Raw genomic sequence first — 18106 nt, forward strand, 5'->3', positions numbered from 1 at the left:
CCGTCTTTCCTGGTCCTTATCCAGAATTTCCTTCCACCTCCCGACCGCCTGTGGCTATAGTCACCACGGACAGGAGGTGTTCATCATGAAGAAGCAGCTTCGCGGAATCTGTGCAGGCTTCTAGAACCGGCTCGACCAAGCCGCGGGATGCCGAAGTGCGGGGGGAGAAGCGTTTCCCCCCGCATTCTGCTGCCCTTCAGAAAATTCGCCACGGATTATCCAGCGAGACCTCCGCCAGGGAGTTCTCGAACCCCTTGGACATATTGATCAGACCAGCCTCGATCGACGCCGCGAGAACGGCTGGGAGATTTCCGTCGAGATAGTCGCGGCTCGCGCCCACTCCGATGAGGATTCCCTTCCCCGTGGCCACTGCCAGGTGGAAGTTCGGCCCTGACCGCTGGGTGGACGGACGCCACTCGATCCCGGTGCGCAGGGGGGATCCGGCGGCCGGCTCGACGTCCACATCGCCGAGGAAGTTGTAGTGCTTGGCGAAGGCGGTGGGGTCCGTCTCCGGCAGGCCGGCCCCCCGGAGACTCTCCTTCAGCGCATCGACGTCGTAGCAGCCGTTCATGTACGCCGTCATGGACTGGAAGTAGCAGGCCCGCAGATACTCCAGCGGGTGGGCCTCCTCGTCGACCGTGACGGTCACCGGGGCGAACTGGTTGAGCGAGCCGACCAGCGGCGCCCACCGGGTGGTGAGCCGGTTGGCGGCCATCAGTGCGAAGGTCATCCGCTCGATGCGCTTGAGCCGGGACAGCGCGAGCGCGCCGACGCCGAGCACCACCGACTGGACCGAGATCTTCAGCCGGTCGGAGAGCTCCTGCGCGGCGGTCAGTCCCTCCAGGCTGTAGAGCGACGCCCGGCGTCGCTCACTGGCGTCCTCCGGATCCCGGTCCGCCGGGACGAGCCGGCTCCAGGCCTCGGTCCAGTGCCGGACGCTCCGGGTGCCCGGTTCCTCCTGCTGCTCCTGCGCCATCTCCAGCGGCTGCACCACCGGCCCGAGCGCCCCGCCCTCCAGGAGGACGCCGAGTTGCTCCTCCAGCACCCGCAGCGCGCCGTTGTCGGCCGCCACATGGTGGATCACGGTGACCAGGTGGAGCGCATCCCCCTGGTGGGTGGTGACGAACGCGCGCCACGGCAACTCGGTCTCGATGTCGATCGGCTCGACGGCCGCCTCGGCACCCAGCCGGAGGGCCGCCGCGAAGCTGTCCTCGGCCAGCTCCAGCGCGGCCACCCGGGACGGACGGTACGGGTGGACCGTCTGGGCGGGCATCGGGCCGCTCAGGTCGTAGGTGGTCCGCAACGACTCGTGTCTCTCCACCAACTGGAGCCAGGCGTCCATCACTTGGGCCGCGCCGAGACCGAACGGCACCTCCCAGACACTGACCAGATTGGCGACCGCCCGATGGTCGGGTCCGTGTGTCTCCAGCGAACGCAGGACCGACAGCTGACCGTAGGTCACCACCCCCGTCCGGAGCTCGCTCACAGCCGGGCCGCCCGGACGGCGAACTGACCGAGCATGCTCTGCTGGATCTGCGTGGTGCCCTCGATGATCTCCATCACCTTGGCGTCGCGGTAGTGACGCTGAACGGACGCCTCCGCCCCGATGCCCTGGGCACCGTGGATCTGCACCGCGTCGGCGGCCGCCTTGACGGCGATCGTCGAGGTCCGGTACTTCGCCAGCAGGGTGTGGTTGACGGACTCCGTCTCCCCCCGCTCCTTGCTCACCCCGGCGTGGTAGCAGAGCAGCCGGGCCGTGATGGTGTCGGTGAGCATGTCGGCCAGCAGCTGCTGGACCAGCTGGTGGTTGCGGATCTCGGTGCCGTACTGGGTGCGGCGGCCGGCGTACTCCGTCGCGGCCTCCAGGCACGTCTGGGCCAGACCGACCGAGCCCCAGGCGGTGCTGTAGCGGCCGAGGTCGAGGGCGCTGGAGGCGACGAAGGTGAGGCCGATGCCGGGACGCCCGACCAGGTTGGCGGCCGGGATCCGGCAGTCGTCGAAGGTGATCCGGCCGAGCATCGAGCCGCGCAGGCCGAGCAGGCCCTCGATCGGCTCCACCGACAAGCCGGGAGTGTCCCGCTCCACCAGGAAGGCGGTGTGCTGCCCGTCGAACGTGGCGAAGACCAGGAAGAGGTCGGCGATCTGCGCGAAGCTGATCCACTTCTTGGTGCCGCGCAGGACGACATCGGCGCCGTCGGCCGTCGCCGTGGTCTCGACGGCGGCGGCGTCACTGCCGACGTCCGGCTCGGTCAGGGCGAAGGCCGCCAGCGTTCGGCCCGAGGTGATCCGGGGGAGCCACCGCTGCTTCTGCTCCTCCGTTCCCCACTTGTGGATCGAGTGGGCGACCATGTCCTCCACGGCCACGAGGTTACGGATCGACTGGCAGCCTCGGCCCAGTTCCTCGGTGAGCAGTCCGTATTCGACCCAGTCCATGCCGAGGCCGCCGAACTCCTTCGGGACAGGCGCGCCAAGGTAGCCCTGCCCGGCCAGGTCGGCGACGATCTCTCGGGAGACCACTTGCTCGCGGTCGCAGCGGTCCGCCTGCGGGACCAGGACACGGTCGGCGAAGGCACGGAACTCGGCGTGGCGCTCGGCCTGCTGCGGGGTGAGGTGACTGAGTATCAACGCATTCCTTGCGAACGTGAGGGCGGGCACATCACTCCGGTGGGAGCGGTGGCATCCGGCTCGGAGAGGGAGGCTCAGCCGGCGGTGGCGGCGGCGAGGGCCGGTCCGGCGACGGCGGCGGTGTACCGCTCACGGCCGGTCAGGTTGACCAGTACGACCTGGTCCGGGGTGATCCGCTGGGCCGCGGCCTCGTTGCGCAGCGCGGCAATGGTCGCGGCCGAGGAGTGGCAGACGTCCAGCCCCTCCAGCTCGCGGAGCATCGTACGGGCTTGGACCAGTTCGTCCTGGCTCACCGAGACGATGGAGCCACCACTCTCGGCGGCGATGTCCCGCATGTAGGGATAGGTGGCCCGGCCGTCGCCGAGCAGGATGGCCCGGGCCAGACCTGTCGGGTGCTCGATGACGTCGTCCTCGGTGAGCTCGGCCCGTCCCTCCCGCCAGGCCACGGCCATCGGCGCGCAGGTGTCCTGCTGGACCATCACGAAGCGGGGCGAGGAGGTGAGCCGGCCGCAGGCGAGGTACTCTGCCACGCCCTTGCGTACGGCCATCATCCCCATGCCGCTGCTGATGGCCTGGACGACGACGTCGGGCTCGTCGTCCATGGCGTCGAAGGCTTCCAGGTAGGTGAGCTTCAGACCCTCGCGGCGGGCCCAGTTGAAGAACCCGCCCTCCCAGACCAGCCCGTGCCGGTCCGCGAACTCCTGGGCCGCCTGGGTGGCTTGCGCATAGTTGCCGTCCACGACGGTGAGGGACACCCGGTCGTTGGTCTCGATGTCGTGGTCACCGGTGAAGTCACGGCCGCAGAAGAAGTGTGCCCGCATCGACTGGTCGCGCTGCACGGCGCGGGCCAGGGCGGTGGAGCTGTTTCCGGTGCTGGAGGCGACGAACTCCTTGATCCCGAACTGCCGGAACACGGCCAGGACCACGGAGGCCAGCCGGTCCTTGGTGGTCCCCGTCGGCTGCTGGGACTCGTCCTTCACCCAGAGGCGGGGCAGGCCGATGGCCGCTCCGAGGCGCGGGGCCGGACGGCAGGGGGTCCGCACGCTGACGTCGGCGTCGAGTAAGTGCTCGGATTCGACCGGCAGGAAGTCCAGGTAGGTCAGCTCAGGCCGGTCACCGTCACGCGCGGTGACGTTCTCCAGGTTCAGCCTGGGATCGAGTGCACTCGAACATCGGGGACATCGGAGCCTGAACTCCGGATCGGACGTCCAGCCGCAGCTGACACATGACAGGTGGTACTTGGGTGGTGCCTCGGTTTTTTCACGGTGGTTGACGATCGGCATTTTGCGTTTCCCCTACAAAGGTTCCCGGAGAATGAACCGAATGACCCGGATATACGCCGGAGTCACGATGTCGGCGCATCTGCGTACGACCGTTCCGGCTGCACATGGACTACCGGGCGACCCGTCGATGACGTTTCTCGAAATGGCCCTTCGGGGCCCCGGCCCGGAACTCGGCACCGGAGTCGGAGCCCGCACGATCGCCCTGGTGTCACGGCGCCGGCGCTCAGGCCAGCGCCTCGAACCGCCCCCCCATGAGGGCGCGCGAGACGAAGCCGTCAGGCCCGCAGGGCACGTCGCCGACGACGGTGGTGCGGTGCACGATCCGCTCCTCCTGGAACATCAGGCCGTCCACCGGCCCCGCATGGGCCACGGCGCGGTTGTCCCACATGACGAGGGTGTCCTGCTCCCAGCGGACCCGGGCGTGGATCTCGTCCCGCCCGGCGAGCTCGTCGAGCAGGAAGTCCAGCAGGGCCGTGCTCTCGCGGGGCTTGAGACCGCGGATGGTCTGGAGGAACACGGCGCTGACGAGCAGGCTGCGCACACCGGTCTCGGGGTGTACCCGCACCAGCGGATGGACGGCCGCGAAGGGGCCGGCCGGCTTGCCGTCGAGGCGGGGCGCCGCCTCCGGGGCATGCCGGGAGTGAATCGCCTGCAGGGTGTCGAGGTACCCCCGGAGGGAAGGCGAAAGCCCCTCGTAGAGCGCTTCCAGATCGGCGAAGAGGGTGTCGCCGCCGGCCGGCGGAATCTCGACACCACGCAGAATGGTGATGGCGTTCGGGTTGACCACGAAGGTGCTGTCGACATGCCACTCGGTCCGCAGGCGCCGGGGCGTCGATCCCTTCAAGGGGTGACTGAGGCCGGCCTCGGCCTCGACCAGCGCCCGCCGTTCCTCTGACAGCGCGGTCCGCAGCACGGCGGGCTCTTCGGGCAGGCCGTTCACGATGGGATGGGCCGCGGTGGCACCGCCGAAAGCATTGGTGAGTTCGACGTGTTGCGCGTCGTTCATCGGCTGATTGCGGAAAACGAGGACCTTGTGACGCAGCAGGGCCTCACGGAGACGGGCCACAACGGCCGGCGACAGGTCCGCAGCGAGATCGACGCCTTCCACCTCCGCGCCAGTGATTGGCGTGAGAGGCCGAAAGCTGATTTCTAACACCACTACCCCCAGTACTGTGGCTGTGCGGTGAAACCTCGGGCAGCCTACCCCAGGGTAGGCATGGCTTGTCGAGCCCCGGTCAGGCCGAATATAGCAACAGGGCAGTTCGTTGGCCATGCCCGTTTCGCACCCGAAGCCTTGGCCCCGTTCGCCCGGTCTTACATGGCGCAATTTGGACATCGTGCCACGTATCATCCCAACCCAAAGATGGGTCTTGACGCTGCGTCATCAACATCATAGGGTCAATTACCTGGATAAGCTTTGAATAGAAGAGATCTGGGAATACGAAATGTCGAACGAGCAGTCCGGCAACTTGATGTCGGTGATTTCCGAAGTATTCGCTCCCCTTGAGGTCTCGCTGGACAGTACTTTCGATGACCTCGGAGCCACCTCCGTGTCGCTGCTCCGCCTGATGGTCTCGATCCAGAGCACGTTCGACGTCGACCTGGACGTCGTCGACATGTTCACCGTGGCCAACGTCGGTGAGCTGGTCCAGCTCGTCGAGGGGCGGATCGCCGCTTCGAAGTAGTCCCGGCACGACGGCACGACCGGGCTCAAGCGATCCCGTCGCTTGCCCCGGAGCCGACGCATCCGGATGAGGGGACCGGAGTCCGTCCCCGCCGATCCCACCCCGCAGCCCCGTAGCCGGCCGTAGCCCCTGTGCAGGCGGCCGCCGGGATTCCGGCCCGAGGCCCGATCGCACCCGACCGGGCGGCCTGTCGCACCTGACGCCGCCGGTACACACCGAGGCCCGGTCGAGCACGCCCCGGCAGTCTCACGACCGCCTGCGCCGACCGCTTCCAGGACCGTCGGGCCCGAAGAAGAAGTAGCCACTGTCCAACCGCCGAAGGGGACATCGTGACCGCGTACCCAGCCGCGAAGTACTTCCTGTCGAGCTACATCTCCCCGCCCGGCAGCTTATCCGTCATCGCACCGCGCCATGACCAGAACATCGCGCTCTGGCGCAGTCACGACTCGCGGGTCGAACTCGTCAGAGTCTGGGAGCTCGAGCGCGTCAGCGGACAGAAGCACCACTTCTGGCCACTCTTCACCGTCGACCGTTACAACAAGGTGCTGACCGAGCTGCTCGCGGCCGAGGGGCTCTCCCTGGAGGACGTGAGCCTGTCCTGGGGCACGCCCGGCCTGCCGCACCACGCCGACATCAAGCTGCCCGCCGGCGCCGAGGACTTCCCGATCCACAGCCTCGCCCACCTCTACAGCGGGCTGCTGCTCGACTCCGAGGCGTTCCGCGGCGAGACCATCATCGGACTCGCCCTGGACGGCCGGCCCGACTTCGGCCTCGACCTGGCGAGCAAGAAGTACTGGTACACCGGCTGCGTGTCCACCAAGGGCGACGTCGACTTCGCTCCGGTCGAGTCCCCGGCCCCCATCTATGACGCCGCGTCAGCCGAGTTCGACAAGGAGCCGGGCACCCTGATGGCCCTGGCGTCGGCCTGCCCCACCGAAATCGCCTTCGACACCGAGGCGGCGGTGCGGGAGCTGGAGCTGTTCGGCGGCCGGCGGGTACCGCTGGTCGACACCCTCCCGTTCGTCCAGGACGTGATCCGTGCAGCCGAATCCCAGCTGCCGTCCATGGAGTTGGACAGCCGCTTCAGCGAGCAGGAGCACCTGCAGTCCGCGGTCATGAAGATCGTCCAGACGGCCTGCGAGCTCGTCATGGTGCGCAACGTCGACCGGCTGCTCGAGTCGGCAGGGGTGGACCCGAGCCAGGCGTACCTCTCCCTGAGCGGGGGCTTCGCCCTCAACTGCCCGACCAACTCCTTCCTCCTGCGCCGCTACGGCTTCAAGGGTCTGCTCACCCCGCCGAGCGCCAACGACTCCGGCCAGTCCCTCGGGATCGGCCTCCTCGGCCTCCTCGGCGAGGGCCTGCTCCCGGGCGGTGGCTTCAAGCTCGAGTCCGCCTACCACGGCTCCGAACTGACCGATGTCGAGGACGCCCTGCGGCACTTCGACGACTTCATCGAGGACGTCCAGGACTTCACCGAGGCCCAGTTCGTCGAGGACCTCTCCACCGGACCGCTGGTGTGGGCGGACGGGGCGGCCGAGATCGGCCCGCGCGCGCTGGGCCACCGGAGCATCCTCGCCGACCCCCGCTCGCCCCGGTCGAAGGAACTGCTGAACGACTGGAAGAGCCGGCAGTGGTGGCGCCCCGTCGCTCCGATCGTCCTGGAGGAGTACAGCGGCGAGTGGTTCGAGGACCCCTGGCCCTCGCCCTACATGCTCGAAACCGCGTATGTCACCGAGTCGAAGCGCCACCTTGTCCCGGCCATCCTCCATCTCGACGACTCGGCCCGGCGGCAGACCCTGTCCGCCGCGGCCAACCCCCTGCTCCACCGGGCGATCGAGGCGTTCCGGCAGGCCACGGGGGTGCCGATGGTGTGCAACACCTCCCTGAACGACAAGGGTGAGCCGGTGGTGGACACCGCGGCACAGGCCCTGAACTTCGCCATCCGCAAGGGCGCCGCCGTCGCCTACATCGCTGGTCGGCGGGTCCGGTTGCGCGCGGAGGCCCGCGGCCGGAGCCCGGTCCCCACGCGTCGGCACGATCGCCGCGAGGAGCTCTTCGCGGGCCAGGAGCAGGACCGCGACGCGATCTGGCAGTCCTGGGTCGACTCGGGCTACACCACCGCGGCCATGGTCCTGATGTCCCGCTCCCCCGAGCTGCGCGATCAGGGGCTGGCGACGCCCGCCATGGTCAACCAGCTGGCCGAGGTCGCGGCCGCCCGGGATGCGAGCGGCACGCTGGCCCTCGCCGCGGCGAAGCACGCCCGGATGTTCGGGCCGACCGCCGTCTACGATCCCGAATCCGCGGAAGGAGCGGCTTTCTGACCGCTCGGCGGGTGCGCTGACGGCAAGAGCGGACAGCCCCCGGGGCCGCCGCGACGGTGTGTTCCGAAGCAGGCCATCGCCCGGCCTCGATCGCGCAACGGTTCGATCGGTGATCGTGCCGCCATGTCCGGCTTCGCTCAGCAGTCTGGAGAGTCAGAGCAGTGAACACGGAATCACTTTGGGCGCAGACCTCCGAAGTCGCTTACATGAGCGAGGACGGACGGGCCGCGCATCCCTCGCACTCGGCCGTGACCGAGCGGATCGCGGCCCTGCACACCGGGGCGCCGTTCGAACTGCTCGACTGCGGCATCCTCTCCGGGGTCACCTACCGCCACCTGCTGGCGGCCGGCCTGGAGGTCGACTACACCGGCATCGACATCGGCGAGGCCGCCCTCGCCCACTGCCGCGAGCTCCACCCCGAGGCGCGGTGGCGGCAGATGAGCATCACCGACCTCGCCTTCCCGGACGGCTCGTTCGACGTGGTGAACTGCCGCCACCTGCTGGAAACCCTGCCGTACTACGAGACCGCCGTCCGCGAGGCGTTCCGAGTCGCCCGCCGCACCGTGGCGATCTGCATGTTCCAGATCCCGCAGGAGCCCGAGGTACTGCTGCGGCGGGAGACGGCCAACGGCTACATCTGGCTCAACCGCTACGCCCCCGGCCCGTTCGAGGCGCTGCTGCACTCGCTCTCGGAATCGGTCGAGACCGTCGACGTCACCGCGGACAACGGTCGGAACCGGATCTTCTTCTGCACCAAGCGACCCGCGTAGCCGCGGCCCCTCCGGCAGGACGGACGACGCGCGTCCCTGCCCCGACCGTCCCGAGGCGACGTCATGACACTCCATCACTCTGCAACGCCGGTCCCGGAATCCGCAGTGGAAACGGGATCGCTCTGGGCCCGGACTTCCGACGTGGCCCACATGGGCGAGGCCGTCCGGGCCGCGCATCCGTCGCACTCGGTCGTGACCGAGCGGATCGCGGCCCTGCACACCGGGGCGCCGTTCGAACTGCTCGACTGCGGCATCCTCTCCGGGGTCACCTACCGCCACCTGCTGGCGGCCGGCCTGGAGGTCGACTACACCGGCATCGACATCAACGGGCTGGCCGTCGCCGACTGCCGTGAGCTCCACCCCGAGGCGCGGTGGCGGCAGATGAGCATCACCGACCTCGCCTTCCCGGACGGCTCGTTCGACGTGGTGAACTGCCGCCACGTGCTGGAGCACCTGCCGTACTACGAGACCGCCGTCCGTGAACTGTTCCGAGTCGCCCGCCGCACCGTGGCGATCTGCATGTTCCAGATCCCGCAGGAGCCCGAGGTACTGCTGCGGCGGGAGACGGCCAACGGCTACATCTGGCTCAACCGCTACGCCCCCGGCCCGTTCGAGGCGCTGCTGCACTCGCTCTCGGAATCGGTCGAGATCATCGACGTGCCCGCCGACCACCGTCGGAACCAGGTCTACCTCTGCACCAAGCGACCCGCGTAGCCGTGGCCCGCTCCGGCAGGACGGGTGACGTACGTCCTCGCCCCGAACTCCTCAAGGCAATCTCCATGACACTCCCGCACTCCGCAACACCCGTGCCCGGCCCCGAAACCGGCGGGCACCTCGCCGATCTTCCCGTCGCGCCGGAGCTCCCGTTGGACCGGACCCATCCGGCGCAGCGGGATCTCCGCGGCGACTCCGTGCCCTTCCTGGTGTCCGCTTCGGCGACGGCCGCGCTGCGGCAGCTGGGTGAAGCCTGTGGAGCCGGGCTCCCGGCAGCGGCGTTCGCCCTCTACCTGGCACTGCTACACCGGTACAGCGGGCAGTCCGAGCTCGCGGTCGGGGTGACCAACGGCGCCGGGGTGACCACGCCGGTCCGTGCCCGGACCGACGGGAGCTTCCGGGACCTGGTCCGGCTGGCGGGCACCGGGCTGGCGGAGGCCGAGCAGGCCCGTACCGCCAAGGTCGTGCACCTCTGGCCGGGCTTCTCCTGCCGACCGGCACCGCGCGTCGCCCCCGAGACCGTCTCCTGCGACCTGGATCTCCGACTCTGCTACGTCGACGGCGAACTGACCGGTCAGCTGGTGTTCGCCACCGACGTCCTGGACCCCGCCACCGCCCGCCGCGCGGTGGAGCACCTGCTCCGGCTCCTCGACGGCGCGACGGCCGATCCGGACCGGTCGGTGGCCGAGCTGCCCCTGCTCACCGCCGAGGAGGAGCAGACCGTCGCCAGGCTGAACGGCGTCCCGGGTGAGCCGACGGACGTGGGCTTCCACCAGCTCTTCGAGGAGCAGGCCGCCCGCACCCCCGAAGCGATCGCGGTCCGGGCCGCGGACGCCGCCCTCAGCTACCGCGAACTGAATGACCGGGCCAACCAGTTGGCCCACCTGCTGCGTGAGACCGGGGTCGGCCCCGAGGCGACGGTGGGCCTCTGCGCCGATCGCGACGTGCGGCTGATGGTGGCCGTGCTCGGCATCCTCAAGGCCGGCGGCGCGTACGTACCGGTGGATCCGAACGACCCGGTCGAGCGGCGGGACGGCATCCTCGCGGACGCGGCCGTGCGGATCGTGGTGGCGACGGCTCCGCTCGGCACCGCCCACCAAGTGATCGAACTCGACGCCGAGCTGGCCGTGCTGGCGGGCCGCCCGACGGAGAACCGCCCGCCGGAGCGCTCGACCTGCGGCGATGCCGCGTACCTGCTCTACACCTCCGGCTCCACCGGAAAGCCCAAGGGCGTGGTGATCGAGCACCGCCAGCTCGTCGGCTACACCCGCGCCGTCATCCGGCGGCTCGGCATCGACGGGCCGCTCAGCTACGCGATGGTGCAGCCGCTGACGGTGGACTCCAGCGTCACGGCCTTCGCCCCGCCGCTGTGCACGGGCGGCGAGGTACAGCTGATCTCCCGTGACGTCGCGCTGGACGCGGAGAGGCTGGCCGACTGGGTGCAGACCCGGGGGGTCGACTGCCTGAAGATCGCGCCCTCCCACCTCCGGGCCCTCCAGACCTCGCCGCGCTTCGCTGAACTCCTGCCGCGCCGCCTGCTGGTCATCGGCGGCGAGGCCTCCGACTGGCGCTGGCTGCGCGCCCTCCAACGCCTCGTCCCGCACTGCCGGGTCTTCAACCACTACGGTCCGACCGAGACGACCGTCGGTGTGCTGACCCTCGCCGTGGCCGACCACCCGGAGGCGGAGTGGGAGACCGCGCCGATCGGCGTTCCGCTCCCGGGCACCCAGGCCCACGTGGTGGACCCCGCGGGCCGTCCCACGCCCGTCGGCGTCGCCGGAGAGCTGCTGATCGGCGGCGACAACCTCGCCCGCGGCTACCACCGCCGGGAGGACCTCACCGCGGCGGCCTTCGTCCCGGACACCCTCGGCGGCGGGCCGGGCTCCCGCCTCTACCGCACCGGCGACATCGTCCGCCGCCTGGCCGACGGGACGATCGCCTTCCTCGGCCGGCGCGACGACCAGATCAAGGTCCGCGGCTTCCGGGTCGCCCTGGGCGAGATCGAGGCCAGCCTGAAGAGCCATCCCGAGGTGCGCCACGCCATCGCCGTCGTCCGCGAGGACGTCCCCGGCGACCGGCGGGTGGTCGCCTACATCGAGCCGCACGGCCCCGGGTTCAGCACCGCCGGGCTGGAGCGCCACCTGCGGGACCGGCTCTCCCCGCACATGGTGCCGCAGGCGATCGTGACGCTGGACCGGCTGCCGCTCTCCGGGCACGGCAAGGTCGACCGCGGCAGGCTGCCCCGGCCCGCCGAGCCCGCCACCGCGCCGCTGCCACCGCGGAACGAACTGGAGCGGCTGGTGGCGCAGGTGTGGCAGGAGGTCCTCCACACCGAGGAGGTCGGCACCGACCAGAACTTCTTCGACATCGGCGGGCACTCCCTGCTCATGGTCGGGCTGCACCACCGGCTCCGGGCGACGACCGGCCGGGAAGTCGAACTGCTCGACCTGTTCCAACACACCACCGTCCGGGCCCAGGCCGAGCTGCTCTCGCAGCAGAGGCGGGGGGTGGCACCGGCCGCCACCCGCGGCAGGAACGCTCAGCAGAACGCCCTGCTGAAGCGCCGCCAGCAGCTGCTGCAAGCGAAGCGAGGTCACCATGAGTGAGTACTCCCCCGAACTCGACCCCACCGTGGACGCCGAGCTGGACTCCGATCCGGACTCCGAACAGGCCGACGGCTTCGCCGAGTTCGACGACAGTCTGGACATCGCCGTCGTCGGCATGGCCGGCCGCTTCCCCGGCGCCCGGACGGTCGAGGAGTACTGGAGCAACCTCAAGGCGGGCGTCTGCTCCGTCACCCGCTTCGAGGACGAGGAGCTCGCCGCCCGGGGCGTGGACGCCGCCACCCTGGCCGACCCGAACTTCGTCGGCGCGGGCTACCCGCTGGCGGACAGCGAGAAGTTCGACGCCGCCTTCTTCGGCTACTCCCCGCGCGAGGCCGAACTCATGGACCCGCAGCACCGGGTCCTGCTCGAATGTGCCTGGGCCGCCCTGGAGAGCTCCGGACACGACACCGATCGGCAGGGCGGCCTGGTCGGCGTCTACGCGGGCGCGGGCAACAACACCTACCTGCTCTTCAACATCGCCTCACAACCCGGCGCCGCGCAGATCCTCGGCGACAAGCAGACGGTGATCGGCAACCGGCCGGACTTCCTCGCCAGCCGGGTCTCCTACAAGCTCGGTCTGGAGGGCCCCGCCCTCAACATCCAGTCCGCCTGCTCCACGTCACTGGTCGCCGTGGTCGAGGCGTGCCAGGCACTGCTGGCCTACCAGTGCGACACCGCACTGGCCGGCGGCGTCGCCGTCGACGGGACCAGGAGCAAGGGCTACGTCTACCGCCCGGACGGCATCTTCTCGCCGGACGGCTACTGCCGCACCTTCGACGCCCGCGCCCAGGGGACGGTGGGCGGCGACGGCGTCGGGATGGTGGTGCTCAAGCGCCTCAAGGACGCGATCACCGACAACGACCACATCCACGCGGTCATCAAGGGCTCCGCGCTGAACAACGACGGCTCCCGCCGGGCCGGCTTCAGCGCGCCCAGCGCCGCCACCCAGTCCGCCGTCATCTCCACCGCGCTGGCGAACGCGGACGTGCCGGCCGACAGCATCGGCTACATCGAGCTGCACGGGACGGCCACCATCCTGGGCGACCCGATCGAGTTCTCCGCACTCGCCTCGGCCTACTCCGGGGTCGGGGAGCGCAGTTGCGCCCTCGGCTCCGCCAAGACCAACATCGGCCACCTCGACTCGGCCGCCGGGGTCGCCGGCCTGATCAAGACCGTGCTGGCGGTGGAGCACGGGCAGCTGCCGCCCACCCTGCACTTCGAGCGGCCCAACCCGCGGATCGACCTGGCCGGCAGCCCGTTCTACGTCAACACCGAGCTGCTGCCCTGGCCCGAGGGCGACGGCCCGCGCCGCGCCGGAGTCAGCTCCTTCGGCCTCGGCGGCACCAACGCCCACGTCATCCTCGAACAGGCCCCGGAGCTGCCGCGCGAATCCCGGCAGGCCGACGGCGCCGAGCAGTTGCTGGTGCTCTCCGCGAAGAGCCCGGAGGCCCTGGAGGCGGCCACCGACCAGCTGCACGACCACCTCCGGGCGCACCCCGAACTCCCGCTGGCCGATGTCGCGTTCACCCTCCAGCAGGGCCGCCGGGCGTTCCCGTACCGACGGATGCTGGTGGCGGCCGGCACCCAGGAGGCGCTGGCGGCACTCGACGCCCGCGACGACGGTCGGCTACTCACCGCGACCGCGCCCGAGGCCCCGCACCGGCCGGTCGCCTTCATGTTCACCGGCTTCGGCTCCCAGTTCCCCGGCATGGCGCGCGAACTCTACGCCCAGGAGCCGGAGTTCAGGGAAGCGATGGACGAGTGCGCCGGACTGCTGGAGCCGCTGCTCGGCACGGACGTCCGCGAACTCGTGTTCACCGTCGACGAGTCCGCGGCCGCCGCCTCCGGGCAGCCCTTCGACTTCCGCAAGCTGCTGCTCCAGCCGGAGCGCAGCGAGCACCCGCTGGACCAGCCACGCCTCGGCTACCCCGCGGTGTTCGCCCTCGAGTACGCCCTGGTCAAGCTCTGGGCCGCCTGGGGGGTCGAGCCCGAGGTGATGATCGGTCACAGCCTGGGCGAGTACGTCGCGGCCTGTGTAGCCGGGGTCTTCTCGCTACCCGACGCCCTGCGCCTGGTCGCGGAGCGCGCCCGGCTGATCGAGCAGCAGGGCGAGGGCGCGATGCTCGCCGTGCCGCTCTCCGAGGAGGCCGTCGCACGGTACACCGACGCGGAGGTCTGCCTCGCCGCGGTCAACGGCCCGCAGACCTGCGTGCTCTCCGGCACCGTCGAGGGCATCGAGCGGGTGGCCGGTGAACTGCTGGCCGCCGACATCGCCACCCGCCGGCTGACCACCCGCTTCGCCTTCCACTCCCCGATGATGGACCCGGTCGTCGAGCGCTACGCCGAACTGGTCCGCTCGGTCCGGCTGAACGCCCCGGCCGTGCCGTTCGTCTCCAACCTGACCGGCACCTGGATCACCGACGACGAGGCCACCAGCCCCGAGTACTGGGCCCGGCACGTACGGGAGAGCGTACGGTTCGCGGACGGCCTGACCACCCTGTGGTCCGTCCCGGACATCGCGATCGTCGAGATCGGCCCCGCGCCGACCCTGACCCCCGGGGCCATCCAGCACCCCGCCGCCGCCGGCACCGACCGGGTCGTCCTCCCGTCCCTCCCCGGCGCCTTCCTCGGGCAGGGCGACCGCACCGCACTCCTGCGGGCCGCCGGACGCCTCTGGCTCGCCGGCCGGGAGCGCCCCTTCCCGGCCACGGCCGGCGCCCGGCGGGTCCCGCTCCCCACCTACCCCTTCGAGCGGCGCACCTACTGGCTCGAACCCGGCACCGCCCAGCCCGGCAGCGGCTCGGCCCAGCAGCGGCGCGGCGACCTGCCCCAGTGGTTCTACACGCCGTCCTGGAAGCGGCTGGCCGGCGCACCGCAGCCCGCCGAGGTCGGCTTGGCCGACGAGCGCTGGCTCGTCTTCGCGGACGAGACCGGTGTCGGCCACCACCTCGCCGACCGCCTCGAAGGTCTCGGCGCCACCGTGCGCACGGTCTCACGGGGAGCCGAGTGGCACCGCAAGAGCGAGCGCGAGTACGTCCTCGACCCTGCCCGGCCGGAGCACTTCGACCGACTCGCCGAGGCGCTGCGCGCCGAGGGGCCGCTGCCCGGTCGGGTGGTGCACTGCTGGAGCGTCGGCGACGACGCCGACCGGGCCACGGCGCCCGAGGACGTCCGGGCCCTGCTGCACCGCTCCTTCGACAGCCTGGTCCACTGGGTCCAGGCCACCGAGGCCGAGCTGATGACACGGCAGCAGCGCTGGGACGTGCTGTCCTCCGAGGTGCACGCCGTCCTCGGGGACGAGCCGCTCTGCCCGCCGAAGGCCACCGTCCAGGGCCTGTGCCGGGTGCTGCCGCAGGAGTACCCCTCGCTCAGCTGCGTCCACTTCGACCTCCGCCCCGAAGGCCCGCAGGCCGTACCCGGGCTGGTCGACCAGCTGCTGGCCGACCTCGCCGCCCCGCCCGCCGAGCGCACCATCGCGCTGCGCGGTCGGCACCGCTGGGCGCCGACGTACGTGACCGGCGCGCCGCGCCCCCGCGGTGGGTCCCCGGTCCGCCCCGGCGGGGTGTACCTGGTCACCGGCGGCCTCGGGAAGATCGGCCTGCTGATGGCCCGCGCCCTCGCCGACCGGGCCGAGGTGCGCCTGGTGCTGCTCGGACGGACGGGTCTGCCGTCCCGGGAGAGCTGGGCCGAACCGCAGCACCCGGAAGCGGTCCGGTCCGCGATCCGTGCCGTCCAGGAGATCGAGGCGCTCGGCTCCGAGGTGCTGGTGACCGCCACGGACGTCTCCGACCGCACGGCCATGCTCGCCCTGAAGGAGCGCGTCCTGCGGGAGTTCGGCCCGATCGACGGCGTGCTGCACTGTGCCGGCACGACCGGCACGGCGGCCCACCGGGAAGTCGCGGTCCTGGGCGCGGAGGAGGCCTCCTGGCACTTCGGCCCCAAGCTCTACGGCACGCAGGTGCTGCACGAGGTGCTGGCCGACCAGCAGGTGGACTTCGCCGTCATCTGCTCCTCGATCGCCTCGCTGCTCGGCGGACTCGGCTTCGGTGCGTACGCCGCCGCGAACGCCGCGCTCGACGCCTTCGCCCAGCGGCACCACAGCGCGGCCCTGCCCTGGACCAGCGTCAACTGGGAAGCCTGGTACTTTTCGCACGATGATCGGGCGGATTCAGAACTCGGCGCGGCGGTACGCGAGTTGGCGCTCACACCGGCCGAGGGCCGACAGGTGTTCGACGCCCTGCTCGACGCGGTGCCCCAAGAACAGATCATCACCTCCACCGGCGAACTGACGCTACGCCAGGAGCTGTGGGCCGACCCGGTGGCCGAGGCGCCGGCCCCGGCCGCACGGCACGAGCGCCCCAACCTGCGCAACCCGTTCGTCGCCCCGAACGGCGAGACCGAACACCGGGTGGCGGAGATCTGGCAGGAGCTGCTCGGTCTGGAGAGTGTCGGCGTGCAGGACAACTTCTTCGAACTGGGCGGAAGTTCACTGCTCGGCCTCCAGGTCGTCCACCGACTGCGGCAGGAGCTGGCGGTGGCCGTACCGCTGACCATCGTCTACGAGGGCCCCACCGTACGCACCCTCGGCGCGCTCATCGACAACCTCCGGGCGGCGCAGTGATGGCGGCGCGCGGTGGTGTCGCGATCATCGGGATGGCAGGACGCTTCCCCGGCGCGGAGGACCTGACCGAGTACTGGTCGAACCTGCGCGACGGCGTCGAGTCGATCGTCGCCCTGACCGACGAGGAGCTGACGGCGGCCGGGGTGTCGCCCGAACTCTTCGGGCAGCCGAACTACGTCAAGGCCGCGCCCGCCTTCGCCGGCAGCGACCTGTTCGATGCGGAGTTCTTCGGGTACACCGCCCGCGAGGCCGAGGTGATGGACCCTCAGCACCGGCTCTTCCTGGAGACGGCCTGGGAGGCGCTGGAGCACGCCGGCTACGACGCCGCCCGGTACGAGGGCAGCATCGGTGTCTTCGGTGGCGCGGGGGCCAACCGCTACGTCCAGCACGTCTACTCGCACCAGCAGATCGTGGACACCCTGGGCCAGACCCAGATCCTGGTGGCCAACGAAATCGCCTTCCTGGCCTCCCGGGTGTCGTACAAGCTGGACCTGAAGGGCCCCGCGGTCTCGCTGCGCGCCGCCTGCTCGACCGCGCTGGTCGCCGCCCACACCGCCTGCCGGAGCCTGCTCGCCGGGGAGTGCGACCTCGCCCTGGCGGGTGGCGTCCACGTCGACCCGAACCCGGGCACCGGCTACCTGCACCAGGACGGGTCCTTCGTGTCCCCCGACGGGCACGTCCGCCCGTTCGACGCGGACGCCCGGGGCACGGTCTTCGGGACGGGTGTCGGTCTGGTCGCGCTGAAGCGGCTGGAGGACGCGCTGGCCGACGGCGACACCGTCCACGCCGTGATCAAGGGCTCGGCCATCAACAACGACGGCGCGGTGAAGGTCGGTTTCACCGCCCCGAGCGTCACCGGCCAGGCCGCGGTCATCTCCGCCGCGCTCGCCAGCGCGGGCCTCGCACCCACGGACATCGACTACGTCGAGGCACACGGCACGGGCACCTCGCTGGGCGACCCGATCGAGGTGCAGGCGCTGTCACGGGCGTTCGGCGACACCGGGTCCTGGGCCCTCGGCTCGGTCAAGGGCAACGTCGGCCACCTCGACGCCGCCGCCGGCATCTCGGGCCTGCTCAAGACCACGCTCGCGCTCAAACACGAACTCCTCCCCGCCTCGCTGAACTACACCCGTGGCAACCCCGACATCGACTTCGCCAACAGCCCCTTCCACGTGCAAGCGGAATCGACTCCCTGGCCACGCACCGAGAACCACGTCCGCCGCGCCGGGATCAGCGCCTTCGGCTTCGGCGGCAGCAACGCCCACCTCATCCTCGAAGAAGCCCCCGCCGTCGAAGCCTCCCCCGCCGGCACACGCCCCACCGAAACGCTGGTCCTCTCCGCCCGCACCCCGGCGGCGCTCGAACAGGCCACCGACCGACTGGCCGCCCACCTGCGCCGCGAACAGCCCAACCTCGCCGACGCCGCCTACACCCTGGCCACCGGCCGCCGCGCCTTCCCACACCGCCGCACCGTCACCGGC

The 18106-nt window shown here is 70.7% G+C and carries 11 protein-coding genes; 7 read left to right on the forward strand and 4 right to left on the reverse strand.

Annotated features, from left to right (window positions below; all coding sequences use genetic code 11):
- Positions 1-196 precede the first annotated feature (196 nt).
- The 4 genes from ABZ449_RS15725 to ABZ449_RS15740 form a co-directional block, all read right to left on the reverse strand.
- Positions 197-1462 carry a condensation domain-containing protein gene (locus tag ABZ449_RS15725; RefSeq protein ID WP_360345795.1) on the reverse strand — a complete coding sequence of 422 codons (1266 nt, stop codon included), beginning with the start codon at positions 1460-1462 and terminating at the stop codon, positions 197-199.
- A gap of 20 nt (positions 1463-1482) precedes the next feature.
- Entirely contained in the window at positions 1483-2625 is a 1143-nt protein-coding gene (locus ABZ449_RS15730) for an acyl-CoA dehydrogenase family protein (protein WP_360345797.1), read from the reverse strand.
- Positions 2626-2699: 74 nt separating this feature from the next.
- A complete protein-coding gene (locus ABZ449_RS15735; protein ID WP_360345799.1) occupies positions 2700-3908 on the reverse strand; it encodes a pyridoxal-phosphate dependent enzyme in 1209 nt (402 codons plus the stop codon).
- A gap of 223 nt (positions 3909-4131) precedes the next feature.
- Complete coding sequence (locus ABZ449_RS15740) at positions 4132-5064, reverse strand: TauD/TfdA family dioxygenase (protein ID WP_360345801.1); 933 nt, start codon at positions 5062-5064, stop codon at positions 4132-4134.
- A 316-nt stretch (positions 5065-5380) separates the two neighbouring features.
- On the opposite strand from ABZ449_RS15740, the gene ABZ449_RS15745 reads away from it, so the two are divergent.
- The 7 genes from ABZ449_RS15745 to ABZ449_RS15775 all read left to right on the forward strand — a co-directional run.
- The gene (locus tag ABZ449_RS15745) at positions 5381-5593 is read left to right on the forward strand and encodes an acyl carrier protein (RefSeq protein WP_360345815.1); all 213 of its coding nucleotides are present in this window, start codon (positions 5381-5383) and stop codon (positions 5591-5593) included.
- Positions 5594-5922: 329 nt separating this feature from the next.
- Complete coding sequence (locus ABZ449_RS15750; RefSeq protein WP_360345803.1) at positions 5923-7914, forward strand: carbamoyltransferase C-terminal domain-containing protein; 1992 nt, start codon at positions 5923-5925, stop codon at positions 7912-7914.
- A gap of 206 nt (positions 7915-8120) precedes the next feature.
- Positions 8121-8684 carry a class I SAM-dependent methyltransferase gene (locus ABZ449_RS15755; protein ID WP_360345805.1) on the forward strand — a complete coding sequence of 188 codons (564 nt, stop codon included), beginning with the start codon at positions 8121-8123 and terminating at the stop codon, positions 8682-8684.
- Positions 8685-8789: 105 nt separating this feature from the next.
- Positions 8790-9398: a class I SAM-dependent methyltransferase gene (locus tag ABZ449_RS15760; RefSeq protein WP_360345807.1), complete on the forward strand. Its 609-nt coding sequence runs from the start codon at positions 8790-8792 to the stop codon at positions 9396-9398.
- A gap of 65 nt (positions 9399-9463) precedes the next feature.
- Positions 9464-12004: an amino acid adenylation domain-containing protein gene (locus ABZ449_RS15765; RefSeq protein WP_360345809.1), complete on the forward strand. Its 2541-nt coding sequence runs from the start codon at positions 9464-9466 to the stop codon at positions 12002-12004.
- Positions 11997-16625, forward strand: a complete 4629-nt coding sequence (locus ABZ449_RS15770; protein WP_360345811.1) for an SDR family NAD(P)-dependent oxidoreductase — start codon at positions 11997-11999, stop codon at positions 16623-16625. The genes ABZ449_RS15765 and ABZ449_RS15770 overlap by 8 nt, the downstream gene beginning before the upstream one ends.
- On the forward strand, positions 16625-18106 hold a 1482-nt coding region (locus tag ABZ449_RS15775; RefSeq protein ID WP_360345813.1), incomplete at its 3' end, for a polyketide synthase. The genes ABZ449_RS15770 and ABZ449_RS15775, both read left to right, overlap by 1 nt.

It is taken from the genome of Kitasatospora sp. NPDC005856 (assembly GCF_040629945.1).
Taxonomy (GTDB): Bacteria; Actinomycetota; Actinomycetes; order Streptomycetales; family Streptomycetaceae; genus Kitasatospora.